The sequence below is a fragment of the Agromyces sp. MMS24-K17 genome, assembly GCF_043950245.1.
In the GTDB taxonomy this organism is placed as follows: domain Bacteria; phylum Actinomycetota; class Actinomycetes; order Actinomycetales; family Microbacteriaceae; genus Agromyces.
The window spans coordinates 687,719-712,719 of the sequence record NZ_CP171640.1 but is presented as its reverse complement, the minus strand read 5'-3'; the positions used below and the strand labels follow the sequence as shown (position 1 = coordinate 712,719).

At 73.4% G+C, this 25,001-nt stretch carries 24 protein-coding genes; 14 read left to right on the top strand and 10 right to left on the bottom strand.

Going from position 1 to position 25,001, the window contains the following annotated elements; translation table 11 throughout:
* Positions 1-27: 27 nt before the first annotated feature.
* Both efeO and efeB read left to right on the top strand, forming a co-directional pair.
* On the top strand, positions 28-1,236 hold the full coding sequence (efeO, locus tag ACGGZK_RS03140; protein ID WP_395244811.1) for an iron uptake system protein EfeO: 1,209 nt from the start codon (positions 28-30) through the stop codon (positions 1,234-1,236).
* The gene (efeB, locus tag ACGGZK_RS03135) at positions 1,236-2,561 is read left to right on the top strand and encodes an iron uptake transporter deferrochelatase/peroxidase subunit (protein ID WP_395244810.1); all 1,326 of its coding nucleotides are present in this window, start codon (positions 1,236-1,238) and stop codon (positions 2,559-2,561) included. Before efeO ends, efeB begins: the two co-directional genes overlap by 1 nt.
* Positions 2,562-2,670: 109 nt before the next feature.
* Here the strand turns inward: efeB and ACGGZK_RS03130 are convergent, their stop codons facing one another.
* The 4 genes from ACGGZK_RS03130 to ACGGZK_RS03115 all read right to left on the bottom strand — a co-directional run bounded on the left by ACGGZK_RS03130 (position 2,671) and on the right by ACGGZK_RS03115 (position 5,723).
* On the bottom strand, positions 2,671-3,084 hold the full coding sequence (locus tag ACGGZK_RS03130; protein WP_395244809.1) for a hypothetical protein: 414 nt from the start codon (positions 3,082-3,084) through the stop codon (positions 2,671-2,673).
* A 19-nt stretch (positions 3,085-3,103) separates the two neighbouring features.
* On the bottom strand, positions 3,104-3,505 hold the full coding sequence (locus tag ACGGZK_RS03125) for a hypothetical protein (protein ID WP_395244808.1): 402 nt from the start codon (positions 3,503-3,505) through the stop codon (positions 3,104-3,106).
* Between the two features lie 30 nt (positions 3,506-3,535).
* Entirely contained in the window at positions 3,536-3,979 is a 444-nt protein-coding gene (locus ACGGZK_RS03120; RefSeq protein ID WP_395244807.1) for a LysM peptidoglycan-binding domain-containing protein, read from the bottom strand.
* Positions 3,980-4,109: 130 nt separating this feature from the next.
* Positions 4,110-5,723: a PLP-dependent aminotransferase family protein gene (locus ACGGZK_RS03115; protein ID WP_395244806.1), complete on the bottom strand. Its 1,614-nt coding sequence runs from the start codon at positions 5,721-5,723 to the stop codon at positions 4,110-4,112.
* 93 nt (positions 5,724-5,816) lie between these two features.
* Here ACGGZK_RS03115 and ACGGZK_RS03110 point away from each other — a divergent pair, with 93 nt between their 5' ends.
* From ACGGZK_RS03110 to ACGGZK_RS03085, 6 genes are all read left to right on the top strand, one after another.
* Complete coding sequence (locus tag ACGGZK_RS03110) at positions 5,817-6,500, top strand: pyridoxamine 5'-phosphate oxidase family protein (protein ID WP_395244805.1); 684 nt, start codon at positions 5,817-5,819, stop codon at positions 6,498-6,500.
* 378 nt (positions 6,501-6,878) lie between these two features.
* Entirely contained in the window at positions 6,879-7,058 is a 180-nt protein-coding gene (locus ACGGZK_RS03105) for a hypothetical protein (RefSeq protein ID WP_395244804.1), read from the top strand.
* A 107-nt stretch (positions 7,059-7,165) separates the two neighbouring features.
* Positions 7,166-10,087: an AAA family ATPase gene (locus tag ACGGZK_RS03100; protein ID WP_395244803.1), complete on the top strand. Its 2,922-nt coding sequence runs from the start codon at positions 7,166-7,168 to the stop codon at positions 10,085-10,087.
* Positions 10,088-10,148: 61 nt separating this feature from the next.
* On the top strand, positions 10,149-10,613 hold the full coding sequence (locus tag ACGGZK_RS03095; protein ID WP_395246031.1) for a glutathione peroxidase: 465 nt from the start codon (positions 10,149-10,151) through the stop codon (positions 10,611-10,613).
* Entirely contained in the window at positions 10,610-11,332 is a 723-nt protein-coding gene (locus ACGGZK_RS03090; protein WP_395244802.1) for a TetR/AcrR family transcriptional regulator, read from the top strand. Before ACGGZK_RS03095 ends, ACGGZK_RS03090 begins: the two co-directional genes overlap by 4 nt.
* A gap of 93 nt (positions 11,333-11,425) precedes the next feature.
* Complete coding sequence (locus ACGGZK_RS03085; protein ID WP_395244801.1) at positions 11,426-11,944, top strand: GNAT family N-acetyltransferase; 519 nt, start codon at positions 11,426-11,428, stop codon at positions 11,942-11,944.
* A 36-nt stretch (positions 11,945-11,980) separates the two neighbouring features.
* Here the strand turns inward: ACGGZK_RS03085 and pepT are convergent, their stop codons facing one another.
* The gene (gene pepT / locus ACGGZK_RS03080; protein ID WP_395244800.1) at positions 11,981-13,288 is read right to left on the bottom strand and encodes a peptidase T; all 1,308 of its coding nucleotides are present in this window, start codon (positions 13,286-13,288) and stop codon (positions 11,981-11,983) included.
* A 45-nt stretch (positions 13,289-13,333) separates the two neighbouring features.
* Between pepT and ACGGZK_RS03075 the strand changes: the two genes are divergently transcribed.
* Positions 13,334-14,308, top strand: a complete 975-nt coding sequence (locus ACGGZK_RS03075; RefSeq protein WP_395244799.1) for a TIGR00341 family protein — start codon at positions 13,334-13,336, stop codon at positions 14,306-14,308.
* Here the strand turns inward: ACGGZK_RS03075 and ACGGZK_RS03070 are convergent.
* Positions 14,292-15,326 (bottom strand): DUF2804 domain-containing protein, encoded by a 1,035-nt coding sequence (locus ACGGZK_RS03070; protein WP_395244798.1) that lies wholly within the window; start codon positions 15,324-15,326, stop codon positions 14,292-14,294. The genes ACGGZK_RS03075 and ACGGZK_RS03070 overlap by 17 nt on opposite strands.
* Positions 15,327-15,418: 92 nt before the next feature.
* Between ACGGZK_RS03070 and ACGGZK_RS03065 the strand changes: the two genes are divergently transcribed.
* Positions 15,419-16,009: a TetR/AcrR family transcriptional regulator gene (locus tag ACGGZK_RS03065; RefSeq protein ID WP_395244797.1), complete on the top strand. Its 591-nt coding sequence runs from the start codon at positions 15,419-15,421 to the stop codon at positions 16,007-16,009.
* An 84-nt stretch (positions 16,010-16,093) separates the two neighbouring features.
* Here ACGGZK_RS03065 and ACGGZK_RS03060 read toward each other — a convergent pair whose 3' ends face one another.
* Positions 16,094-18,994, bottom strand: coding sequence for an immune inhibitor A domain-containing protein (locus ACGGZK_RS03060; protein WP_395244796.1), 2,901 nt, complete (start codon positions 18,992-18,994; stop codon positions 16,094-16,096).
* Between the two features lie 344 nt (positions 18,995-19,338).
* Here ACGGZK_RS03060 and ACGGZK_RS03055 point away from each other — a divergent pair, with 344 nt between their 5' ends.
* On the top strand, positions 19,339-19,746 hold the full coding sequence (locus ACGGZK_RS03055) for a hypothetical protein (RefSeq protein ID WP_395244795.1): 408 nt from the start codon (positions 19,339-19,341) through the stop codon (positions 19,744-19,746).
* 64 nt (positions 19,747-19,810) lie between these two features.
* Here the strand turns inward: ACGGZK_RS03055 and ACGGZK_RS03050 are convergent, their stop codons facing one another.
* Complete coding sequence (locus ACGGZK_RS03050; protein ID WP_395244794.1) at positions 19,811-20,533, bottom strand: HAD hydrolase-like protein; 723 nt, start codon at positions 20,531-20,533, stop codon at positions 19,811-19,813.
* Positions 20,534-20,715: 182 nt separating this feature from the next.
* Here ACGGZK_RS03050 and ACGGZK_RS03045 point away from each other — a divergent pair, with 182 nt between their 5' ends.
* Positions 20,716-21,036 carry an Lsr2 family protein gene (locus ACGGZK_RS03045; protein ID WP_395244793.1) on the top strand — a complete coding sequence of 107 codons (321 nt, stop codon included), beginning with the start codon at positions 20,716-20,718 and terminating at the stop codon, positions 21,034-21,036.
* A 45-nt stretch (positions 21,037-21,081) separates the two neighbouring features.
* Here the strand turns inward: ACGGZK_RS03045 and nucS are convergent, their stop codons facing one another.
* Positions 21,082-21,777, bottom strand: a complete 696-nt coding sequence (gene nucS, locus ACGGZK_RS03040) for an endonuclease NucS (protein WP_395244792.1) — start codon at positions 21,775-21,777, stop codon at positions 21,082-21,084.
* A gap of 56 nt (positions 21,778-21,833) precedes the next feature.
* On the opposite strand from nucS, the gene ACGGZK_RS03035 reads away from it, so the two are divergent.
* Positions 21,834-22,397 (top strand): dihydrofolate reductase family protein, encoded by a 564-nt coding sequence (locus tag ACGGZK_RS03035; protein ID WP_395244791.1) that lies wholly within the window; start codon positions 21,834-21,836, stop codon positions 22,395-22,397.
* 63 nt (positions 22,398-22,460) lie between these two features.
* On the opposite strand, the gene ACGGZK_RS03030 is transcribed toward ACGGZK_RS03035, so the two are convergent.
* Positions 22,461-23,750, bottom strand: a complete 1,290-nt coding sequence (locus ACGGZK_RS03030) for an MFS transporter (protein WP_395244790.1) — start codon at positions 23,748-23,750, stop codon at positions 22,461-22,463.
* Between the two features lie 175 nt (positions 23,751-23,925).
* Here ACGGZK_RS03030 and ACGGZK_RS03025 point away from each other — a divergent pair, with 175 nt between their 5' ends.
* A complete protein-coding gene (locus ACGGZK_RS03025; RefSeq protein WP_395244789.1) occupies positions 23,926-24,984 on the top strand; it encodes a LacI family DNA-binding transcriptional regulator in 1,059 nt (352 codons plus the stop codon).
* Positions 24,985-25,001 lie beyond the last annotated feature (17 nt).

Sequence of the window (25,001 nt, the reverse complement as noted above, 5' to 3'; positions counted from 1 at the left end):
TCGCGCACACCCCTCGAAGGAGCCCCGATGAACCGCCGCGCCCTCGCGACCTCCGTCGCCGTGACCGCGCTCACCGCCCTCACCCTCACCGGGTGCGTCGCGAAGTCCGACCTCGCGTCGGCGATCGACGTGGCGATCACCGATGACGGCTGCGCCGTCGCGACGCCGACCGCGACCGCCGGGGCCGTGACGTTCGCGCTCGCGAACACCGGCACCGACGTGAACGAGTTCGAGATCCTCGCCGAGGACCAGCTCCGCATCGTGGGCGAGAAGGAGAACGTCACGCCCGGGCAGAAGGTCGACTTCGTCGCCCAGCTCGAGCCCGGCACCTACTACACGGCCTGCAAGTTCCAACAGGTCGGGGCGCCCGTGGGGCTCGCCGAGTTCACCGTCACGGGCGAGGCATCCGCCGTCTCGGCCGACGAGCAGGAGCTCGCCGACCAGGCCGTCACCGAGTACCTCGCGTACGTGCGCTCGCAGGTGGGCGAGCTGCTCCCGCAGGTCGAGGCGTTCGCCGCCGCCTACGCGGCCGGCGACGACGAGACCGCGCGCGCCCTGTTCGCCTCGACGCGCGTCTCGTACGAGCGCATCGAGCCGACCGCCGAGGCGTTCGGCGACCTCGACCCGAAGATCGACTTCCGCGAGGTCGACGCCGTCGCCGACGGCATCGACTGGACCGGCTTCCACCGCATCGAGAAGGATCTCTGGGCCCCCGTCGCCGGCGACCTCAACTCCGACGGCCAGGACGCGCTCGCCGGCTGGGCGCCGTCGACGCCCGAGCAGCGCCAGGCCTTCGCCGACGGCCTCGTCGCCGACGTGACCGAGCTGCACGAGCTCGTCACCGACCCGAGCTTCTCGGTCTCGCTCGCCGACATCCCGAACGGCGCGATCGCGCTGCTCGACGAGGTCGCCGCCGGCAAGATCACCGGCGAGGAGGACTGGTGGAGCGGCACCGACCTCACCGACTTCGCCGCCAACGTGCAGGGCGCCGGCGTCGCCTTCGGCGCGGTGCGTGCGCTCGCCGAGTCGAAGGGCGACGAGGGCACCGCGCTCGCCGCCGACATCGACGGGCAGTTCGCCGCCCTCGAGGCCGAGCTCGCCTCGTTCGGCTCGATCGAGACCGGGTTCGTCGACTACGCGACCCTGACCGACGCCGACAAGAAGGCGCTCTCCGACGCGGTCAACGCGCTCGCCGAGCCGCTCTCGCAGCTGACCGCGACGGTCCTCGGGGTCTGATGGCCGACGAGCGCGAGCCGAGCGACGCGGCCGACGGCGGTGCCGACCGCCGCGGCGTCACCCGCCGCGGCCTGCTCGGCTACCTCGGCGCCGGCGCGGCCGGTGCGGTCGTCGGCGCGGGCACCACGGCGGCGGTCGCCTCGGCGGTCGCCGGCGGGGGAGCGGATGCCTCGGCCGGCGCCTCCGGTGCCACCCGCGCGTACGCGTTCCACGGCGAGCACCAGGCGGGCATCGTGACCCCGGCGCAGGACCGGCTGCACTTCGCCGCGTTCGACGTGGCGGCGTCGGTCGACCGCGACGGGCTCATCGAGCTCCTCGCCGACTGGACCGACGCGGCCGCACGCCTCACGCAGGGGCTCGACGTCGAGGAGGGCGGCGCCGTCGGCGGGTCGGACTACGCGCCCCCGGCCGACACCGGCGAGGCGCAGGGGCTGCCGGCCTCCGGCCTCACGATCACGTTCGGCTTCGGCCCGACCTTGTTCGTCGCCGAGGACGGCACCGACCGCTTCGGCCTCGCCGCCCGGCGTCCGTCGCTGCTCGAGCCGCTGCCGCGCTTCCAGGGCGACGCCCTCGAACCCGAGCGCACCGGTGGCGACCTGTGCATCCAGGCGTGCGCCGACGACCCGCAGGTCGCGGTGCACGCGATCCGCAACCTCAGCAGGATCGCGTTCGGGCGGGCGAGCCTGCGCTGGTCGCAGCTCGGGTTCGGCCGTACGTCGTCGACGTCGACCGCGCAGGCGACGCCGCGCAACCTGTTCGGCTTCAAGGACGGCACCGCGAACGTCAAGGCCGAGGAGACGCAGACCGTCGACGAGCAGGTCTGGGTCGGTGCATCCGACGAGCCCGCCTGGCTCGTCGGCGGCAGCTACCTCGTGACGCGGCGCATCCGCATGATCATCGAGAACTGGGACCGGGTGCAGCTCGGCGAGCAGGAGTCGCTCGTCGGCCGCGCCAAGGGCTCGGGCGCGCCGCTCTCGGGCGGCACCGAGTTCACCGAGCCCGACTTCGAGTCCGAGGGCCCGACCGGCGCGCCGCTCATCGGGACGACCTCGCACGTGCGACTCGCGCACCCGTCGCAGAACGGTGGCACGCGCCTGCTGCGCCGCGGCTACAACTTCGTCGACGGCAACGACGCGCTCGGGCGGCTCGACGCCGGCCTGTTCTTCATCTCGTTCCAGCGGTCGCCGCAGCAGTTCATCGACGTGCAGCGCACGCTGGCGGCCGACGGCCTGAACGAGTACCTGAAGCACGTCGGCTCGGCCGTGTTCGCGGTGCCGGGCGGGGTCGCCGAGGGCGAGTACGTGGGCCAGGCGCTGTTCGCCTGAGCGGCGCCCAGCCCCAGACCCAGCCCAGCCACAGTCCAGCGGCGCCCAACCCAACCCAACCCCAGCCCGGCCCGGCCCTCAGCCCCAGCTCAGCCCCCGATCCCGGCCCTCAGTCCTCGGCCTCCTCCTGCTCCACCTCGACCTCGGTGAGGCGCCACTGCTCGCCCTCCACGTGGTGCAGGACGCCGCGCACGCGCGCGCCGTCGCGGACGGCGTGGAACCCCCACGGCGGGAGGTCCTCGCCGGCGATCGCGGCGGAGGCCTGGAACGTCGGCGACTCGTAGCCGAGTGCCTCGAGCGCCCGCTCGCGCTGGCTCGTGTCCCACATGCCCGACAGCGACCACCACATGGCCGCGACGGCGAAGCCGGCGACGATGAACGCGACGTACCCCGCCTCGCGCAGCGGCTTGAGCCGCAGCCGCGTGCCCGCGATCGACATCGCGATCGCGAGGATCCCCAGCACCGCCGGTGCGATGAGCGGTGCCGGGTTCCAGGCGGCGATGGTGATGAGCTGCTCGGGCATGCGGCCTCCTCGGCCCGGGTCACTCCCCGTCGGCGGGCGCGTCGTCCTCGACGACCTGCCACCGGTCGCCGCCGAGCGGGACCAGCGTGCCGGTGACGGCCTCGCCGTCGCGCACCGCGCGGAAGTCGATCTCCCCGGGCGTCATGCTGCCGACGATACCCGTCCCGCCCGAGAACGTGGGCTCCTCGTAGCCGATCTGCACGAGCGCCGCGCGGCGCTGCTCCTGGTCCCAGGTGCCGCTCGCGAAGCCGAGCACGGTCACGGCCGACAGGCCGCCGAGCACGACGAGAATGATCCCGAGGTCGCGGGCCCAGCGGCGCTCGCGGAGGGTTCCGACGAACGTCAGCACGACGCCCGCGGCGAGCACGATCGCGGGGAACACGAGCGGCCAGGGGCTCCACGGCGCGATGACGACATCCACGCCCACGACCCTAGGCGACGCGGCCGGGCGTCAGCCGAGCCCGACCTTCGTCCAGTCGAGGTTGATCTCGTCGCCGATGTAGACCGTCTCGCCGAAGTTCGGCACCTGCGGGTTCATGCGCAGCAACTGCTGCTGCGGCAGGTCGAAGCGCTGCGCGATGTCGAAGAAGCTGTCGCCTGCGACGACGACGTACCGCACCGGCATGCCCGACCCGTCGACGACGGGCGTGCCCGTCGCGCCGGTGATCGGCCCGGTGTCGACCGCGGGGCCCGGCTCGTAGACGGGCGCGGCCTCGTTCGGGACGGGCGGCGGAGCCGGCGCGGGCGCGGGTTCGGCGGCCGGTGGCGGGGTCGGAGTCGGAGTGGGTGTCGGAGTGGGAGTGGGCGTCGGCGTGACCGTGACCATCACGGTCTTCACCGGCGGCGGGCCGGCGGGTGCGCAGCCGGTCAGCAGCAGGGCGGTCGCGCCGAGCATTCCGAGGGCGGTCGGGATCGCGCCGCCCGTCCGTCCGCGACGCCGCCCCCGGGCTCGTCGATCGCCACGCCGCACCATCGGCCCTCCACCGCACTGTCCGGATCACCGCGCTGCAGGGGCGCGGTCCGGGTCAGCCTAGGGCCGTGCCCGCGCCCGTGTCGAGGGCGCGGAGCACCTCGGCGCGGATCCGCGCAAGCGCTTCCCCGAGCCCGGTGTCGGTCGGCGCCGCGTACCCGATGACGATCCCGTGGTGCACCGCCGGGGCGCTGTCGGCGTAGTACGCGAGCGGCGCGACGGCGACGCCCGCGTCGGCGAGGCGGGTGACGACGGCGTGGGCGGATGCCTCGTCGGGCAGCTCGAGCACCGCGTGCAGGCCGCCGTCGAGTGCCGTGAGCGGTGCCCCCGGCAGGTCGCCGAGCGCCTCGGCGACGAGCCGGCGGCGGTGGCCGTAGGCGCGGCGGCTCGCGGCGATGTGCCGTCGCAGGGCGCCGGAGGCGATGAACTCCGCCATCGCCGCCTGCACGACCCCGGAGACGGGCGAGTGCTCGTCGCGGCGGATGCCGGCGATCGCGGCGCGGAGCGCCGGGCGGTCGGGCAGCACGATCCAGCCGAGGCGCAGCCACGGGGTCAGCACCTTCGACAGGCTGCCGACGAGCACCGTGCGGCCGAGGCCCCGGCCCGTGTCGAGGCTCGCGAGCGCCGGCAGGGGCGTGCCGGTGTGGCGGTACTCGCTGTCGTAGTCGTCCTCGATGACGATCGCGTCGTGCTCGCCCGCCCAGTCGAGCAGGGCGAGCCGGTCGGCGACCGGCAGCCGCCCGCCCAGCGGGTACTGGTGGCTGGGCGTCACCATGACCGCGTCGAACGGGCCGGGCGTCGCGCGCAGCGCCGCGAGGTCGAGCCCGTCGCGGTCGACGCGCACGGGCACGGTGCGGATGCCCCGTCGCTCGAGCGTGCGGCGGGCCGAGGGGTAGCCGGGGTCCTCGACGGCGACCCTGGGCGTGCGGCGCGTCGTCGCGGGGTCGACGGCCGACCCGGTCAGCGCGGCGGCCAGCAGTGCCAGGGCCTCGCCGGTGCCCGCGGTCACGACGACGTCGGCGGCGGTGCAGGCGATGCCGCGGGCCCGCCGCAGGTGGTCGGCGAGCTGCTCGCGCAGCTCGGGGAGCCCGAACCCGGGAGGTGCCACCGGTGCCACCGGCTCGGCTACGGCGGCGTGGCGCCAGGCCGCCCGCCAGGCCCGCGTGTCGAGCCGCGCGGTCGAGGGCACGCCCGGCTGGAGGTCGACGATCGGATGCCCCGCCCGTGCGCCTGCCGCGGTCGGGTTGTCGGCCGCCACGGCGCCCGGCGGCCGCTCGGGCTCGCGTTCCGACCCGCGTTCCGACCCGCGTGCCGACGCGTCGCCGGCCGCCGCCGCCGCGACTGCCGCCGCGACCGCCGCGCTCCCCGTGGCGCCGGTGGACGTCCCGCGGGCGACCGGCACCGCGTCGGCGGGCCGCGCCTCGAGCTCGGCGACGACCGTCGGCGCGCCCTGCCGCGATTCGAGGTAGCCCTCGCCGGCGAGCTGGTCGTACGCGGCTACGACCGAGCTGCGGGAGACGCCGAGCTCGGCGGCGAGGGCGCGGGTGGAGGGCACCGGGTCGCCGGGGCGGAGGGCGCCGGCGAGGATGCCCCGCCGCAAGCCGTCGACGAGTTGCACGCCGAGCGGGCGGGTGTCGTCGCGGTCGATGACGAGGAGCGGGCCGTCCATCGCCGGCCTCCGATCTGGTGGGTGCGACTGGTCTGGTCGGTTCCGGTGGAACTGGTCTGCCGGTACGACCAGTATGCGCCCGACACTGGGTGCATGACCACGATCGACGCCCTGCCCGAATCCAGCCCCGCCCGACGCATCCGCCGCATGGCCGAGCGCCAGGTGGTCGACCGCGACGCCCTCTTCGAGCTCCTCGACGAGCAGCTCGTCGGGCACCTCGCCGTCGTGGTCGAGGGCGTGCCGCTGGTCGTGCCCACCGCGTACGCGCGGGTCGGCGAGGAGATCCTGCTGCACGGATCGACCGGCAGCGGCTTCGTCCTCCGGGCGGTGGCCGACCGCGCGCCGGTCGCGTTCGCGATCACCTCGCTCGACGGCGTCGTCGTCGCGAGGTCGCTCTACGACAGCTCGATGAACTACCGCAGCGCCGTCGTGTACGGCGTGCTCGAACGCGTCGACGACCCGGCGGCCGCGCTCGACGCCCTCGGCGACCGCCTCATCCCGGGGCGCGGCGCCGAGGTGCGGGCCAACACCCGCAAGGAGGTCGCGGGCACCGCGGTGCTGCGACTCGCGCTCGACGACGTCGTGATGAAGGCCCGGGCCGGCGGGCCGAGCGAGGCCGACGACGACGGCGAGGACCGCGAGGTCTGGGCCGGCGTCGTCCCGCTCGCTCCGGCATGGGGCACGCCGATCCCCTCCGGCTCCACCCCGGCGACGCTCCCGGTGCCCGGGTCGGTGCGCCGGATCGGCACGCGCGGAGGCAGGCTCGCGGAGATCTGAGGCGGCGCCCGCCGAACATACGGCGATCGCCCGATGAGCCGCAGGCACCTCAGCGAGGACGCTGGAAGCATCCCACCGAAACCACCGGAACCAGGGAAGACCAGGAAGGAGGTCAGGCCATGTTCGCACTCATGCTCGTGCTCGGCGCCCTCGCCGTCGCCGGCATCGTCGGCGCCATCCGCCAGGTCGGCTCCGACGGCTACCGCGGCACGCCCGTCCGCCCGGCCTGAACGCCCGGCCGGCTTGGCGCCGGCACCCGCGGCTTACCCGCCGCGCCCGCTCACCGTCGAACGCACGGCGGAAATTCGGCGATCGCCCGATGAGCCGCAGATACCTCAGCGAGCACGCTGGAGGTATCGGAACGACCAGGAGGAACCCATGCTGTACGCCACCGACTTCGAGGTCATCCACGCCCACGAGTGGCTGCTCGAGCGCTCGGACCGGGAGCTCGAGATCCGCCGCCGTCACCTGGAGCGGATCGCCGAGGACGCCGCCGAGGAGCCCGTCGAGCACCGCCGTCGCCACGGGTTCCGCGTGCCGCGGCTCGCCCTGCGGTGAGCGATGCGGTGAGCACCTCGTCGCCCGCCGGGGATCGCCCGGCGGGCGGGCAGGTCATCCTGTTCCCGACCGCCGCTGGTGTCGGCGGGGCGTGGCACGATGAGGGTGTGATCACCCCCACGGCGGTCCCCGCCATGGTCGGTCGGCAGGCCGACCTCGCGTGGCTCGAAGACCTCCTCGCCGAGGTGCGCGATGGCGCACCGCGCACGGCGGTGCTGGCCGGCGAGGCCGGCATCGGCAAGACCCGGCTGCTCCGCGAGTTCCGCGGCCGGCTCGACCCCGAGGTGCGGTACCTGATCGGCCAGTGCGTCGACCTCGGGAGCGTCGCCTCGCCGTACGCGCCCATCAAGACCGCGCTGCGCGCCCTCGTGGGCGAGCTCGGCGCCGAGGCGGCGCTCGACGCCGTCGGCCCCGGTCGCACCGCGCTCACGGCGCTGCTGCCCGAGCTCGGCCAGGAGGGCGGTGACGCCGCCTCCACGACGCTCGACGGCGCGGCCGCCGCCGGCCGGCTGCACGAGGCGATCGCCGTGCTGCTCGAGTCGGCCTCGCAGGAGCGCGCGACCGTGCTCGTTGTGGAGGACCTGCACTGGGTCGACGCCGCGAGCCTGGCGCTGCTGCGCTTCCTCATGCGCGCCCTCACCTCGGGCCGCGTGCTGCTCGTGATGAGCTACCGCACGGAGGACGTGGGCCGTGGCCACCCGCTCCGCGGGTTCCTCAGCGAGGTCGAGCGCGACCGCCGCGTCGGGCGCCGCGACCTCGCCCGGCTCACCCTCACCCAGACGACCAAGCTGGCGCGCTCGCTGATCTCCGTCGACACCGCCGAGGAGGCGGTCGAGTCGATCGTGCGCCGCAGCGAGGGCGTGCCGTTCTTCATCGAGGAGCTCGTCAGCATCGACGGCTGCCGCGACGACGAGGCGCTGCCCGACACCCTGCGCGACCTCCTGCTCGCCCGGTACGAGCGCCTGTCCGAGGGGGCGCAGGAGCTCCTGCGGCTCGTGGCCACGGGCGGCGTGCGCATCCCGCACGGCCTGCTCGCCGAGGTCTACGCAGGCGAGCCCGACGCGCTCGACGCGGGCGCACGTGAGGCCGTGCTCGGCGGCGTGCTCACCATCGAGGGCGACGACTACGCCTTCCGGCACGCCCTCGTGCGCGAGGCGATCCTCGCCGACCTGCTGCCGGGGGAGCGGGCCCGCTTCCACGCGCGGTACGCCGAGGCGTACGAACGGTCGGGCGGTCGCCGCCGGGTCGCCGCCGAGATCTCGTACCACTGGCTCGGCGCGCACGACGCCGTCCGCGCGTACCCGGCCACGATCCAGGCCATGTTCGAGGCGCGCTCGTCCGCCGCGTTCGCGACCGCCGCGCAGCTCGGCGAGCGGGCGCTCTCCCTGTGGGACGTCGTACCCGACGCCGAGACCCTCGGCGGCATGGGCCGCATCGAACTCATGGGGCGCACGGCCGCCTACCTCCGCAACGCCGGCGAGAGCGAACGCGCGCTGTCCCTCGTGAAGGCCGCGCTCGCCGAGTGCCCGGCCGACGACCCGCAGGTCGCGCGCCTGCTCCGCGACCAGGCGTTCGTGCTCGCGAACCTCGCGCGACCGGGGTCGGTCGCCCTGCTCCGGCGCGCGCTCGAGATCCTGCCGGCCGACGCCCTCCTGCAGCGTGCGACCGTGCTCACCGGGCTCGCCGGGCGGCTCATGATCGACGGCTCCGTCGAGGAGTCCATCCGGGTCGCCGAGGAGGCGGTCGCGGTCGCCGAGCAGATCGATTCCGAGCGCTACCGCTCCATCGGCACCAACATCGCGGCGATCAGCATCGCCGAGCAGGGCGACGTCGAGCGGGGCCTCGCCCAGCTCGAGCGTGCGCGCGAGCTCGCCGAGGACGACGGTCCGGCGCTGCTCAGGTACTTCGTGAACGCGAGCGACCTCCGGCACCTCATCGGCGACTTCCCGGCGGCGCTGCGCCTCGCCGAGGAGGGCTTCGAGCGCTCGCGCGACGAGGGGCTCGAGCGCAGCTCGGGCGTCATCCTCTCGTCGAACGCGATCGACCCGCTGATGGCGCTCGGCGAGTGGGAGCGCGCCGACCGGCTCATCGAGCGCTCGCTGAGCCTCGTGCCGTCGACGTCGTTCGAGATGTACGTGCAGCGCGCCCGCATCTGGTCGATCCTCTGGCGCGGCGACGTCAGCGGGGCGGTCGCCGCGCTCCGTGGCGCCCGGTCGGGGCTCAACGCCGTCATGGACGTCGAGTTGCAGGCGCGCCTCGGCGTCGGCCGCGTGCTCGCCGAGCTCGCGCTCGAGACCGGCGACCTCGCCGGCGCCGTGCACGACCTGCGCTGGCTGTTCGGCGAGCAGCACGTGCCGCATGCCGGCTACGCGCTGCCGTACCTGTGGGCGGGGAGCCGGGTGGTCGCCGCGGCCCGGCGCGAGCCCGAGCTCGCCGGCGTCTCCGAGGCCGAGGTCGACGCGCTCGAAGCGCGGATGCGCAGCCTGCTCGACGCCGCGCGGTGGCCCACCCGGCCGACCTGGGTGCCCATGTTCGAGGCCGAGCTCGCGGAGGCCGACGACGTCGACGCCTGGGCCGCCGCGGTCGAAGCCGCCGATCGCTCCGACTCGCCGGTGGTGCTGCGGTCGCACGCGCGGCTCGGGCTCGCCCGGGCCCGCCTGGCGGCCGGCGACCGGGTCGGCGCCCGTGGCGCGGTCGAGGACGCGATCCGGGTCGCCCAGGAGACGGGCATCGGGCTCGTCCGCGACCACGCCGAGGCGTTCGCGCGGTCGGCGGGGCTCGTCGCCCACGTGATGGTCGCCGTGCCGGGCGGGGGCGGCGACGAGGCATCCGACCCGGTCGCGGAGCTCACCGCTCGCGAGCGCCAGGTGCTCGACCTCATCGCCGAGGGCCTCAGCAACCGGCAGATCGGCGAGCGGCTGTTCATCAGCGGCAAGACGGCGAGCGTGCACGTGTCGGCGATCCTGCGCAAGCTCGGGGCATCCAGCCGCACCGAGGCCGCCGTCCGGGCGGGCGCGGGCGCCCGTTGACGCCCCGAACGGACGTAGGCTGGGGCGCGTGACCGCTCTCGACGAGATCCCCTTCACCACGATGCAGGGCACCACCAGCTCGCTCGCCGACTACGAGGGGCGCGCGGTGCTGATCGTCAACGTCGCCTCGCGCTGCGGGCTCGCGCCGCAGTACGAGAAGCTCGAGGCGCTGCAGCGGGAGTACGGCGACCGCGGGCTCACCGTGATCGGCTTCCCGAGCAACCAGTTCCTGCAGGAGCTGTCGACGAACGAGGCGATCTCCGAGTACTGCTCGACGACGTGGGGCATCACGTTCCCGATCGTCGACCGCGTGCGCGTCAACGGCCGCAAGGAGCACCCGCTCTACACGGAGTTGAAGAAGACCCCGGATGCCTCCGGCAAGGCCGGCCGGGTGACCTGGAACTTCGAGAAGTTCCTCGTCACGCCCGACCGAGAGGTGCACCGCTTCCGCCCGCACACCGAGCCCGACGCGCCCGAGGTCATCTCGGCGCTGGAGTCGGCGCTCGACGCGGTGCGCGAGGAATGAAGCCGGGTCCCCGCCGCAGCCTCAGCCAGTCCGACCTCCTGCAGGCCGCCTTCGAGCTGTTCGAGCAGAAGGGCTTCGCCGGCGTCTCGGTGCGCGGCGTCGCGGCCGCCGTCGGCCTCACGCCGACGGCGATGTACACGTACTTCGACTCGAAGGACGCACTGCTGCGCGCCATGGTCGAGGAGCTGCTCGCGGGCGTCGCCTCGGATGCCCCGGGCGAGACGGATGCCTCGGGCGAGACGGATGCCTCGGGCGAATCCGCCGCGGGGGCCGCGCGCGCCCGCCTGGTCGGGACCGCGGTGGCCCTCCGGCAGCGCCTCCGCGACCACCCCGGCGCGATCGTGCTCGTCACGAGCGCCCCGCTCGACGGGCCGCGGGCGCTCGCGCTGGTGGAGCGGCTCGGTGCCGACTTCAAGGTCGCCGGTTCGGGAGACGCCGCCGGTTCGGATGTCTCGGGCCTGCGTGCCTCGGCCGCGCCGACACCCGGCGACGACGCCGTCCGTGCCGCGCACGCGCTCCTGGCGGGCGTGCTCGGGCAGGTCGCCCTCGAGACGGCGTGGAGCGGGGCATCCGTCGACGCCGCACCCGCCCTCTGGAGCGACGCGCCGCCGCACCCGGTCGGCGAGGCTTCCGCACGCCTGGGCCTCCGCGACGGCGACGACGCCGAGTTCCGGCTCGCGGCCGAGCGCCTGGTCGACGGCTGGCTCGTCCGCGCCTGACCGCCTGGTCGACGGCTGGCTCGTCCGCGCCTGACCGCCACCGACCGCGCCGCGACCCGCGCCCGATGCGCGCCGCGGCGCTAGCCTCGTCGGATGACCGCGTTCACGATCCGCCCGGGCACCGTCGCCGACGCGCCCGGCATCGCCCGGGTGCACTGGGACAGCCACCAGACGACCTACGTCGAACCGGGCCTCGTGCGTCGCGACCTCGTCGAGGCGTGGACGCTCCGCGACCGGGTGATGGTGTGGTCGGCGAACCTCGCCATCGCCGAGGGGCGCTTCGCGCCGCCCGCGGGCTTCCACCGCATGGCGATCCACGTGGCGGAGCAGGGCGGCGGCGTCGTGGGCTGGGCGAACACGAGCGCCGGGCGCGACGCCGACGGGCCGCGCGACCTGGAGCTCGAGGGCCTGTACACGCTCGACGACGTCCACGGCACCGGCGTCGGGCAGGCGCTGCTCGACGCCGCGATCGGCGACCGGCCGGCCTACCTCTGGGCGCTCGACCGCAACCCGCGGGCGCATGCGTTCTACCGTCGCAACGGGTTCGAGCTCGATGGCGCCGAGAAGTTCGACGACCAGTGGCAGATCACCGAGGTGCGGTTCGTGCGCTGAGCGTGCCGGCCGCGCGTCGCCGCCCGCGCCGGCCCGTCAGCCGCGCGTCGCCGCCCGGTAGTCGGGCGTCGTCCACACCTCGGCGAGTCGCACGACCGTGGCGGCGGCCGCCGCCATCTCCTGCACCGACGCCCACTCGCGCACCGAGTGGAACTCGTGCCCGCCGGTGAACAGGTTCGGCGTCGGCAGGCCGGCCGCGCTGAGCTGCGACCCGTCGGTGCCGCCGCGCACCGCGGAACGCAGCGGCTCGATGCCCTCGGCGCGGAGGGCCTGTTCGGCGGCCTCGGTCACCAGCGGGAACTCGTCGACGTAGCTGCGCATGTTCGGGTACTGCGGCGTGATCTCGACGGTCGCGCGGGCCTTGGGCTCGCGGCCGACGACCTCCTCGACCGTGCGGCGCAGCAGGTCGCCGTGCTCGGCGAGCAGGGCGTCGTCGAAGTCCCGGAGGATGGCGCGGATGGTCGCGTGCGCGGCCGACCCGTGCACGTCGAACACGTGGATGAACCCGTCGCGGCCGCTGGTGCGCTCGGGCGTGCGGTCGGCGGGCAGCGCCGCGACGACCTGGGCGGCGAGGCGCACCGCGTTGACGAGCTTGCCGGTCGCGAAGCCGGGGTGCACGTCGTGGCCCTCGATCTCGACGACCGCCTGGGCGCCCGAGAAGGTCTCGTCCTGCAGCTCGCCGAGCTCCGACCCGTCGACGGTGTACGCGCACAGCGCGCCGAACGCCTCGACGTCGAACTTCCGCGTGCCGAAGCCGATCTCCTCGTCGGGCGTGAACGCGAGGCGCAGCGTGGGCCGCGGCAGCTCGGGGTGCGCGATGAGGTGGGCGACCGCGGTGAGGATCGCGGCGACCCCCGACTTGTCGTCGGCGCCGAGCAGCGTGTCGCCGGAGCTCGTGACGAGGTCGTGGCCGACGTGGTTCCGCAGGTCGGGCATCTGCTCGGGGTCGAGCACCGTGCCGCCGCGCGGCAGTTCGAGCACCCCGCCGTCGTAGAGCCGGTGCACGATCGGCTCGACGCCGTCGCCCGGGGCGTCGGGGCTGGTGTCGACGTGCGCGATGAGCCCGATGACCGGAACGGGCCCGTCGGCCGCGTCGATGGTCGCCGGCAGCGTGGCGGTCACGTAGCCGTGCTCGTCGAGCCGCGCGTCGTCGAGCCCCAGCGCGAGCAGGTCGTCGACGAGCACGCGCTGCAGGTCGAGCTGGCGCGCCGAGCTGGGCTGGGTGTCGCTGTCGCGGTCGGACTGCGTGCCGACCCGCACGTAGCGCCCGAACCGGGCGAGCAGGTCGGTCGCGAGCGACTCGGCGAGCGGGGAGGTGAACGGGGCGGGCGACGGTTCTGCCATCGCACCAGCGTACGTGCCGCGCGCCGAGGCGGGGGATGCTGCCGCGTGCGCGACACTGGCGACGTGCTGCATGTCCGGCTGGTCGTCCCCGAGGACCTGCGCTCGGCGGTCGACGAGGTGCTCGAGGCATCCGACGCGGTGTCGAACGTGGTCGTCCTGCCCGGCGCCGCGCGCCGCCCGCAGGGCGACGTGGTGCTCTGCGACGTCGAGCGCGACGCGGCCAGCCCGCTGCTCGCGGCCCTGCACGACGTGGGACTCGGCGACCGCGGCTCGATCTCGGCCGAGCACCTCGACCTCGCGATCGACCCGATCAGCCGGAGGCGGCAGCGGCTGCGGTTCGGCGGCGAGGACGACGCGGTCGTGTGGGAGGAGGTCGAGGCCCGCACGAACGACGAGGTGCGTCTGTCGGGCACGTTCCTCGCGTTCATGACCGTGGCGACGATGATCGCCGCGGTCGGCGTGGTCTCCGACCAGCCGATCCTCATCGTCGGCGCGATGGTGGTCGGCCCCGACTTCGGCCCGCTCGCGGCGCTCTCCGTCGGGCTCGTGCGCCGGCGGTGGAAGGTGGTGCTCCGCTCGGCGGCGACGCTCCTGACGGGGTACGTGTTCGCGATCGTCGTCACGATCGGCTTCGCCGAGCTCCTGAAGCTGATCGGGGTGTTCCCCGAGAACCCGTTCGCGGAGGAGCATCCGCTCACCGAGTTCATCTGGCAGCCCGACGCGCTCAGCTACGTGGTGGCGTTCCTCGCGGGCATCGCCGGCATGCTGTCGCTCACGTCGGCGAAGTCGGGTGCGCTCATCGGCGTGCTGATCTCGGTGACCACGGTGCCGGCTGCCGGCGCCATCGCCCTGGCCGTGACGGCCGGCGAGTGGGACCAGGTGCGCACCTCGACGATGCAGCTCGGCATCAACCTGTCGTCGATCGTGCTCGGCGCCGTGCTGACCCTCGTGCTCCAGCTCGCACTGCTGCGCCTCGCCGACCGGCGGCGCCAGCGCGTCGCCGTCACCAGCGGTTCCTGACGACCTCCGCCCAGCCGAGGAGCGCCTCGATGCGGATGACCCGACCCGAGTCATCCGTCACCTCGCCCGCGTAGGTGCCGAAGCACTGGTGCGTCTCGGAGTGGATGACGCCGAGCGCCGTGCGCGCGTGGCGGTCGTGGAACGGCGTGAAGACGAGGTCGACGCCGGGGCCGGTGATCGTCCACGGCGCGAGGTGGTCGGCGGGGTCGAACCGCCAGTCGAGCTCGTCGCCGAGCTTGGTGAGCCGTCCGTCGACCGAGAGGGCGTTCTCGGTCATGCCGGTGCCGACGGTCCACAGCCCGCCGAGCTGGAGGCCGAGGCGGCGCCCGCCCTCGATGCCGGATGCCGCGCCCCAGTGCCAGCGCATCGAGTACGGCCAGCGCCCGCGCCCGTGGTCGAGCACGGCCCAGCTCTCGCCCTCGGCGAGCGGCACCTCGCGGCCGTCGATCACGAGCGAGCCACGGGTGGGCCGCGCGACGTCCTTGACGGTGTGCTGGAAGCGCCGGTCGCTCCACGGCACGACCACGCCGAGCGCCTCGTGACCGGCGGGCCGTTCGGCGACGACATCGATCTCAACGCGGTCGGTGCGGGCGCGGATGCGGGTGCCGGCGTCGGGAAGCTCCTCGAGGTCGATCTCGAGGCCCGGTACGCGGGCACGGGCGGCGCCGCCGTCGCGGAGCGAGCGCGGCAGCGTCACGCCGCGCGAGAGCGGGGTCACCGCGGACCGGTCGATCGCCTCCCCGGTCGCGCGATCGAGCACCCACACCTGGCACATGGTCGCGTAGTCGAGGGTCGCGACCGTGACCGCCGCGATCACGTCGGGCGAGGTCACGCCCCAGTACTCCCAGCGCTTGTTGCGCCCCCAGGCGGTCGCGCCTCGGGCGATGCCGGAGGTGTCGTGCAGCGGATGCCTCGACCAGCCGACGGCCGCCCGGTTCAGCCGCCCGTCGGAGCCGGTGAGCGAGACGGGCTCGGTGAGCTCGCGCTCGTGCGTGCGCTGCGCGGTCTGGTCGGCCACGGCACCTCCTCGTGTCGACGGCGATCCTAACCGCACGGGACGCTCGGCCCCTTCCCAGAAAAGAGAAAGAACGTTCTAGTAATGTTGATGGCATGGACACCAGCACGGCCCCCGCCTCGGCCGCACGCGAGCGACTGCTCACGACGGCCGCCGACCTGTTCTACCGCGAGGGCATCCACGGCGTCGGCGTCGACCGCGTGCTCGCCGACGCGAACGTCACCCGCGCCACGATGTACCGCCACTTCGCCGGCAAGGAGGCCCTCGTCGCGGCCTACCTCGACCGCGAGGACGCGACGATCCGCGGCTACTTCGCCGCCGCGGGAGCGCAGACGGATGACCCGCGCGAGCTCCTGCAGCTCATCATCGAGGGCATCGCCGACGACGCCGAGCGGTACCACACGCGCGGTTGCCCGTTCATCAACGCCGCCGCCGAGTACCCCGACCCCGAGAGCGACGTGCGGCAGATCGTGGCGTCGCACCGCGCCTGGTTCCGCGGCACGCTCGCCGAGGTGCTGACCGCGGCCGGGGCATCCCACCCCGACGACGCGGCCGCCGTGCTCGTGCTGCTGCGTGACGCCATGCTCGTGGGCAACGCGCTCGACGGGGCATCCGTGCGCGATGCCTTCGTGCGCGCCGCGGAGTCGGTGGTCGAGCCTGTCGAGACCACCACCTTCGGTGGTTGAGCCTGTCGAAACCACCGGCCGAAACGGCGACGAGGCGCCGACCCCGAAGGGCCGGCGCCTCGCCGTGCAGGAGGGCCGAGTGGGTCAGCCCGCCTTCGGCGGCGTGATCGAGATCACCGCCGAGGTGTTGTTCTTGCCGGTCTTCTTGACCTGCACGACCGTGCCGTAGCCGACCCCGTCATCGGCGGGGTTGCCCGTGCCGGTGAGGGAGCCGATGCCGAACAGGTCGAGCCCGAACAGCTCGGGGATGAGCTGGCCGTTCGCATCGACGATGCGCGTCGAGTACGGCGCGTTGCCGACCGAGGGCACCACGACCGACCCGTCGACGTACCGGTGGTACAGGTCGTTCCCGGTGATCGGGAGCAGGTCGGGGCGGTACTCCAGGCCCGGCACCCAACCCTGGTCGTCGGTGAACGTGCTCACCGGCGACTGGGCCTTCACCTTGGTGCAGTACTCGGCGTAGTTCGCGTCGACCACGCACTCCTGGAAGGGGTACGTCTTGGTCAGGCCGAACGCCACGTTCGACGACTGCGCCCGCGACGGCATGTTGTTCAGCGCCGACGTGTCCACCACGGCCGCGTCGCCGGTGCGGCGCAGCGGGTCGAAGTGGCTGTCGACCAGGAGCAGGCCGCCCTTGGCGCCGACGCTCGGGAGCGTCGTCACGTTGGTGCGCACCTGGTTCGAGTTGCCGTACGTGGTGTCGCGGTACCAGATCAGCGCGCCGGGGGCGTTGTACTTGATCTTGTCGACCTTCCACGCGCCCTGCTCGTCCTGGTAGACGGTGTCGTACGCGTACTGCAGGCCCTGGTCGAACCCGTCGAAGTTGCGCCACTCGACGAGGTAGTACTGCGCCTTCGTCGAGGTGCCCGAGTCGATCCGCCAGCCGGGGCCGGTCGTGGTCGCCCACGAGGCGACCTCGTTCGTCCAGCCGTTGTCGGTGCCCGACTCGACGTCGTCGCTCCAGGCCACGGTGCCGTCACCGGCGACGAGGCTGAAGTCGTCGGCGAACCAGCCGCGCTCCTGGAACGCGGCATCGGTCGCGAGACGCAGGCGCACGCTCACCGGCTGGTCGCCGGCGAACGACGACAGGTCGACGTACTGGTGCGCCCAGCCCCCGGTCGTGCCCGTGAGGCCGTGCTCGCGCTCGAACCAGCCGCGGAGGTTGCCGTTCGGGTCCGGGTAGTCCGCGGGCGTGGTCGCGAGCGAGCCGTCCTCGTTGAAGACGGGCTGGTCGACCCAGGTGGTGCCACCGTCGGTCGAGACCTCGATGAAGCCGAAGTCCCAGTCCTGCTCGATGACGTAGTCGCTCCACAGCCAGAACTTCGCGTCGGCCGGGACCGAGTCGAAGGTGCGGCTCAGGCGGATGTCGCCGTAGTCCTGGTCGGCACCGGTGTACCAGGTGCCCTCACCGGAGTGCGGCGTCGTCAGCGTGACGATCTTGTCGGGCAGGTTGATCTTCACGCCGTCCTCCTGGCCCTTGATCGGGCGGGAGTTCTGGCTGACCGTGACGTCGAGCTTCGGGTCGCCGGGGTTCACCACGAGCGGGTCGGCCCAGCCGAGCACCCACTTGTCCCAGAGGCCCATGTGCGTCGGCATCGACTGGAAGATCGGACCCGAGTGCGACCCCGAGTTCATGAGGTCCCAGAAGTCGATGTCGCTGTTACCGGCGTTCGACGTGTCGTACAGGTCGGGCAGGCCGAGGTCGTGGCCGTACTCGTGCGCGAACACGCCGACGCCCGAGTCCTCGGGCTGCACGATGTAGTTCGAGATCTTGAGGCTGGTGCCCGGGATGTCCGCGCCGCCGGGAACGGCCGACGAGTGCGCCCAGATGGCGTAGGTGCCCTGGTCGCCGCCGCCGCCCGACTTGTCGGCGCCCGCGTGCACGAGCACGACGTGGTCGATCACGCCGTCGGGCTCCCACAGGTTGCCGTCGTTGTCACGGTCGCCCTGGTCCTCGACGTCGTAGTCGCCGATCGGGAAGCCCGGGTCCTGCGCCATGAGGGCGTGGACCGCGTCGATCGCGAGCTGGCCGGGGCCGAGCGGGTTGTCGGGGTGGCCCTGCATGTCCTGCATGGGGCCGGCCTCCCAGACGCCCTCCTCGTTCTGGTGGCACAGCGTCGCGCCGTAGTACGCCTCGGAATGCGGCACCGTGATCCACGGGGTCGCCGCGCCGGTCACCGTGTAGGCGCCCTGCGACATCTCCTCGTACATGTTCCGCATGGTGTAGCCCGAGATGTCGACGCCCTTCTTGCCGTCGGGTCCCTTCAGGTCCTTGCGGATGCGCTCGGTGATGCCCTCCTTCGAGTAGAGGAGCTTGTTGTAGTACGCGCTCGAGAAGTCGGGCACCCACATGGAGTTGTTGTCGTCGCGGTCGAGGTCGGCCGGGTTCGGCAGCGTGTTGTGGAGCGGCCCGCTCTGCACGTCGCCGGGCTTGCACTCGGTCGCGCCGAACTCCGTCGGCACGTACTCGCCGGTGAAGTCGTCCTGCGCGTTCTCGTCGAACTCGACGAGGATCGTGAGGAGCTTCGCCTCCTGGGTCACCTCGGCCTGCTTGTAGTCGGGCGCCTTCGACGCCTTCCACTTCTTCCAGAGGTCCTTGAACTTCTTCAGGATCTTGTCGCGCAGGTCCTTCGGGCTCTGGCCCGTCTGGATCGCCTTCGACTCCGCCTTCGCGAGGCCGGCGGCGGCGATCGGGTTGCCCTCGGCGAACTTCTGGTCGACCGCTTCCGCGCGATCGACGGCGGTCGCCTCCTTCAGGGCCTGCGCCTCGTCGCCGACGGCGACGTCATCGGCGAACGCCTGCTCGACCTGCGGTTCGACGTAGTTGATGTAGTACTCGTCGGCACCGATCACCGGCGACGGCGCGGGCGCCGACGCCGCACTCGCCGGTGCCGCGATCGACGTCACGAGGCCCGCGGCCACGAGCGCGACGATCGGGACGGTGGCGATCGCGCGGGTTCCCGCGCGAGACTTCCTTCCAGACATGCATCTCCCTCCGGAGTGCCCCCGCCGGGGTTGCCCGCGGTGGCACGAAGCGGTGCCCGTCGATGGGCGGGCACGAGAGGCATCCTCACCCCCAGCCCCAATACGGGGGAAGCGCTTCCTATGGAAACGGTGGGAATCGGCGCGCGACGCTCGAAACATGCGCGTCGAGTCAAATGGTGACGGTCTGTTGCACGGATACGCAGGAAATCCGCGACACCGCCGCTCTTCCCCTCTGCCGGGTGGAGGCGTAATCTACGCCTCCCGCGGCTGGCGCCGCGCGTCGCGCGGGGCGTAGCCTGCTCGGGACGGGCCTCGGGGGATGCCCGCCTCAGGGGGTGGTACGGATGGCTCGACGCGCGCGCGTGGCGATGCTCACCATGACGGCGGCGCTCGGCCTGGGGCTCGCGCTCGCCGGATGCTCGTCAGGAGGGTCGGCCGACGACACGGCGCCGGCCACGACGGCGGGGGCCCTGCCGCCCGTCATCGTCGACCTCGGCGAGGTCGACGGCACCACGGTCGAGGTGCCGCTCGGGGGCACGATCGACCTGACGGGCGACGATGAGACCTTCACGGCGTGGGAGGCCGATATCGCCGATCCGGCGATCGTCGAGTTCACGCCCGGGAAGGACGACGGCTCGGCGCAGTTCAATCCCGGGTTGACCGCGCTCGAGGTCGGGTCGACCGACGTGACGCTGCACAACGCCGAGACCGACGACTCGGTCTCGTTCACCGTCGAGGTGACCGACGGCTGAGGGGGCTTGGGGCGGCTGACCGGGCCCGGGACGGCTGACCGGGGCTAGGGACGGCTGAGCGGCCTCAGCCGACGAGCAGCTGGCGCAGCTGGTCGGCCGAGTGCACGACCGCGAGCGTGTCGGCCGCCTCCGCGGGCGAGCCGTAGCCCCACTCGACGAGGACCGTCGGCACGCCGTTGGCCAGGGCACCGAGGGTGTCGTACCCGCGGTCGCCGACCATGACCGCGTGCGCGGTGTCGACGCCCTCGGCCTGCAGGCGGCGGAGCGCCTCGGCGACGACGTCGGCCTTGGTGCTGCGCTCCTCGTCCTCGCTGGCGCCGGCGATCACGGTGAAGAACCGGGCGAGGTCGTTGTGCTCGAGCACGAGGCGGGCCATCGACTCGGGCTTCGACGTCGCGAGCGCGAGGGGGATGCCGGCCTGGTGCACGCGCTGGAGCACGCCGGCGACGCCGGGGAAGACCGGGGAGTTCAGCAGGTGGCGGTCGTAGTGCTCGCGGTAGATCTCGAGCGCGGCCCAGGCGTCGGCCTCGCTGAAGCCGGCGGTCATGCGGAAGCTGTCGAGCAGCGGCGGGCCGACGTACGCGCGCAGGGCCTCTTCGTCGGGGACGGGGAGCCCCATCGTGGCGAAGGTGTAGGCGAGCGAGGCCGTGATGTCCGAGGCCGAGTCGACGATGGTGCCGTCGAGGTCGAAGAGCACGGCGGACCAGGTGCGCGTGGGGGCGAGGCGCGGCTGCGTCGTCGCAGTCGTCGCGGGCGTCGCGGTGGAGGTCTGGGTGGGGGAGGTCACCGGAGCATCTTAGTGAAGGCCTCTGTGAGCGATTCTCAGGAAGTGCGCGGGTCGGTGTGCGCGCTCCCGCGAGGCGATCCGCGACGCGGAGCCGGTTTCGGGTAGGTTCGGGCTGATCGAAGCCGATTCGAAGACGCTGGTTGAAGGGGGCCCCGAGGGTGGCACGCAAGACGGAAGTGATCGTGACGGTCGTGGACGACCTCGATGGCACGACGCTGGAGGACGGCGCCGGCGAGACCGTGCGCTTCGCGCTCGACGGCACGAGCTACGAGATCGACCTCTCCCGCGAGCACGCGGGTGAGCTGCGCGACCTGCTCGCGCCCTACGTGAAGGCCGGCCGCACCACCGGCGGCGCCCGCCGCGCCGTCGCCCCGGCCGGCAGCCGCAACGCCAAGGACGAGCTGCGCGCGGCCCGCGAATGGCTCCGCGCCCAGGGCCACCAGGTCAGCGACCGGGGCCGCATCCCCGGCCACCTGCTCGAGGAGTACCGCGCGAAGCGCTAGCCGGCGCCTGCGCGCCAGCGACCGGCATCGCCGCCCGCGGTCGGCTCAGAACAGGCGCGCGTGGCCGCTCTCGACGCCGCGCATCGCGTCGTAGTCGAGCACGACGCAGCGGATGCCCCGGTCCTCGGCGAGGGTCCGCGCCTGCGGCTTGATCTCCTGCGCGGCGAAGACGCCGGTCACCGGCGCCAGTCGCGGGTCGCGGTTCATCAGCTCGAGGTAGCGCGTGAGCTGCTCGACGCCGTCGATGTCGCCGCGACGCTTCAGCTCGACGGCCACCGAGGCGCCCGAGGCATCCGTCGCCAGGATGTCGACCGGGCCGATCGCCGTCATGTACTCGCGGCGCACCAGCGCGTAGCCGTCGCCCAGCAGGCCGATCTGCTCGGCCAGCAGCTGCTGGAGGTGCGACTCGACGCCGTCCTTCTGGAGGCCCGGGTCGATGCCGAGCTCGTGGCTCGAGTCGTGCAGCACCTCGTGGATCGACACGATCAGGCGGTCGGCGGTCTTCTTGTGCGTCACCGTCCACAGCTCGGTGACGCCGGCGGCGCGCTGGTCGTCGTCGGGCTCCGAGGCCGCGAGCGTGCACGGCGGGCTCATCCAGTTCAGCGGCTTGTAGCTGCCGCCGTCGGAGTGCACGAGGAGCGAGCCGTCGCCCTTCACCATCAGCAGTCGCGTGGCGAGCGGGAGGTGGGCCGAGAGGCGCCCCGCGTAGTCGACGGAGCAGCGGGCGATGACGAGACGCACCGTTCGAGTGTAGGCGGGTGTGGCGGCCGACGGCGGCCCGGGGCAGAATGCCGGCCATGGGCCGGCTCGTGTACTCCTTCTCGACCTCGCTCGACGGCTACGTCGTCGACGAACACGGCAGCTTCGACTGGTCGACGCCGTCGGAGGAGGTGCATGCGTTCATCAACGACCGCCTCGCCGGCGTCGGCACGTTCCTGTTCGGTCGGCGGCTCTACGAGACGATGCGCGTCTGGGAGACGCTCGACCTCGGGGACGACGCGGGCGCGATGGCCGGCTTCGCCGCCATCTGGCACGACGCCGACAAGGTGGTCTACTCGACGTCGCTGCCCGAGTCCGAGATCACGACGGCGCGCACGCGGCTCGAGCGGCGGTTCGACGTCGGCGAGGCGCGCGCGCTCGCCGAGGCATCCGATCGGGATGTCGAGCTCGGCGGCCCGACCCTGGCGGCCGACGCGTTCCGCGCCGGGGCCTTCGACGTGATCTCCCTCTACGTGCTGCCCGTCATCGTGGGCGGTGGCACCCGGGCGCTGCCGGACGGCGCGCGGCTCGACCTCGACCTCGTCGACGAGCGCCGGTTCGACAACGGGTGGGTGTACCTCTCGTACCGCCCGACCCCGTGAGCGAGGAGGCGCGCAGCGCCGGTATCGCGATCACCACCCGGGGGTCTCGATGCGCCTCCGTCGCTACTCGACCGCCGGCACCGTGGTCGCGCCGCGACGACCGCTGCGCTCCCGCACCGCCGGCGCCGCGAAGACCGCGATCACCATGAGCACGAGCAGCAGGAGCAGGGCGTTCAGGATGCCGAAGTGCTGGCCGAGCAGGCCGAGGAACGGCGGGCCGACGAGGAACGCCGTGTAGCCGATCATCGCCACGGCCGACACGCGGGCGGCCGCCTGGGCGCGGTCGGGCACGTCGGCGGCGGCCGACATGCCCACCGGGAACCCGAGCGAGGCGCCGATGCCCCACAGCACGGTGCCGAGGAGGAGCATCCACAGCTCGGTGCCGAAGATGAAGAGCGCGAGGCCGGCGACGCCGATGACCGCCTCCACGCGGATCACCGGCACGCGGCCGAAGCGGTCGAGGATCGGGCCGCCGAGCACGCGGGCCGCGGTCATGGCGATGGTGAACACGGTGAAGACCATGGCGGCGGTCGTCGGGTCGAAGCCGTGGCCGTCGACGACGGCGAGGGCGATCCAGTCGTTCGCGCTGCCTTCGGCGAACGACATCGCGAGCATCACGAGGCCGATGGCGAGCAGGCGCAGGTCGGCCCACACCGAGAGGTTGCGGCGGAGCCGCTCGGTCCACGGCATGCGGGGCTCCGAGGCATCCGTCGCCTGCTCGCGGGCCGCGGGGTCGCCGAGCTCGGTGCGCCGCGGCACGAAGCGGACCGCGATGATCGCGCCGACGGCGATGATGACCGCGGTGATCGCGAGGTGCGGCGCGACGGGCAACTTGATCGCCGAGGCGAGGGCCGCGAGGCCGGCGCCGGCGACCGTGCCGAAGCTGAAGAACGCGTGCATGAGCGGCATGATCGTGCGGCCGATCTCGCGCTCGGCCTCGGCCGCGTCGACGTTCATGATGACGTCGACGGCGCCGTTGCCGAAGCCGGCCAGCATGAGGCCGACGATGATCAGCGGGATCGACGGCACGACCGAGCCGCCGAGGCCGACGAACACCAGGCCCGCGGCGACGACCACGAGGGTGGCGGCCATGCCGATGCGGGGGCCGAAGCGGGCGAGCACGATCGGGGCGACGACGAGGCCGACGACCGACGCGATCGAGCCGGTGAGGATGACGAGGCCGACGCCCTGCGTGTTCAGGTCGGTGAAGTCGCGGATCGCGGGGAGGCGGGCGACCCAGCTCGCGAGGCTCAGCCCGGAGAAGAAGAAGATCGCGAACACCGCGTTCCGCCACGCGCGCAGCTCGCGCGGGGTGCGGGTGGTGCGGGTCTCGTTGGGCTCGACGGAGTCCACGACCTCAACGCTATCGGTGGGGGTCGGCTCGGGCATCTTCACCTCGGTGACTCTGGCGCGGTGACGCGGGATTACAGGCTCGAATCGATTCGACTCGAATCGATTCGAGCAGCATAGCGTATGATCGGCGCGTCGGCGACCCGCCGACGGCCGCCCCGAGGAGCGAAGCCGAGCCATGTGCCCCGAGTCCCCGCGTCATCCGACGCTCGCCGACGTCGCCGCCAAGGCGGGCGTCTCCGCATCGACCGCGTCGATCGCCTTCAGCGGCTCAGGGCCGGTGTCGGATGCCACGAAGGAGCGCGTGCTCGCCGCCGCCGCCGAACTCGGCTACGCCGGGCCCGACCCGCGTGCCCGGTCCCTCCGGCAGGGCCGCAGCGGCATCGTCGGCGTCGTGCTCGAGGAGCGCGTGCGAGCCGCCTTCCTCGACCCGGTGAAGATCCGCACCCTCGACGGCATCTCCGAGGGCATCGCGCCGCTCAAGGCGGGCCTGCTCCTCTTCACCGCCTTCGGCGACGACGCGGCCGTCTCGATCGACAGCGCGCCCGTCGACGCGGTCGTGCTCATCGGCTGCAGCCCCCGCCTCGACCAGTCCGTCGAGGCGCTCCGCCGACGGGGCATCCCGACCGTCTCGATCGAGGGCGCCGCCGGCGACGACATCCCGCAGATCACCATCGACAACGAGCAGGCGACCCGCCGCGGCGCCGACTACCTGCACAAGCTCGGCCACCGCCGCGTGGCGATCGTCACCCTGCCGTTCGACGCCGAGCACACCCGCGGGCCCGTCACCCCCGAGCTCGAGGCGCGCGGCACCACCGCCGTCACCCTCGAACGGCTCGCGGGCGCCCGGCACGTGTTCCCCGACGCGCCCGCCGTGGCCGCCGGCACGAGCTCGATCGAGGAGGGGCGCGAGGCCGCCCTCGCCCTGCTCGACGTCGACCCGGCCGATCGCCCCACCGCCGTCATCGCGCAGAGCGACCTGCTCGCCGCCGGCGTGATCCGCGCCGCCGAGGAGCTCGGCCTCGCGATCCCCGGCGACCTCAGCGTGCTCGGCTTCGACGGCATCCGCGTCGACGGCCTGCAGCACGACCTCACCACGCTCGACCAGCCGTCGGCCGACAAGGGTCGCGCCGCCGGCGAGGCGGTCGTGCGCATGCTGTCGGGCGAGGTGCCCGAGTCGGTCGACTTCACGAGCACGCTGCACATCGGCGACACCACGGCGCCGCCGCGCGCCTGATGACGAGGGAGCCGGTC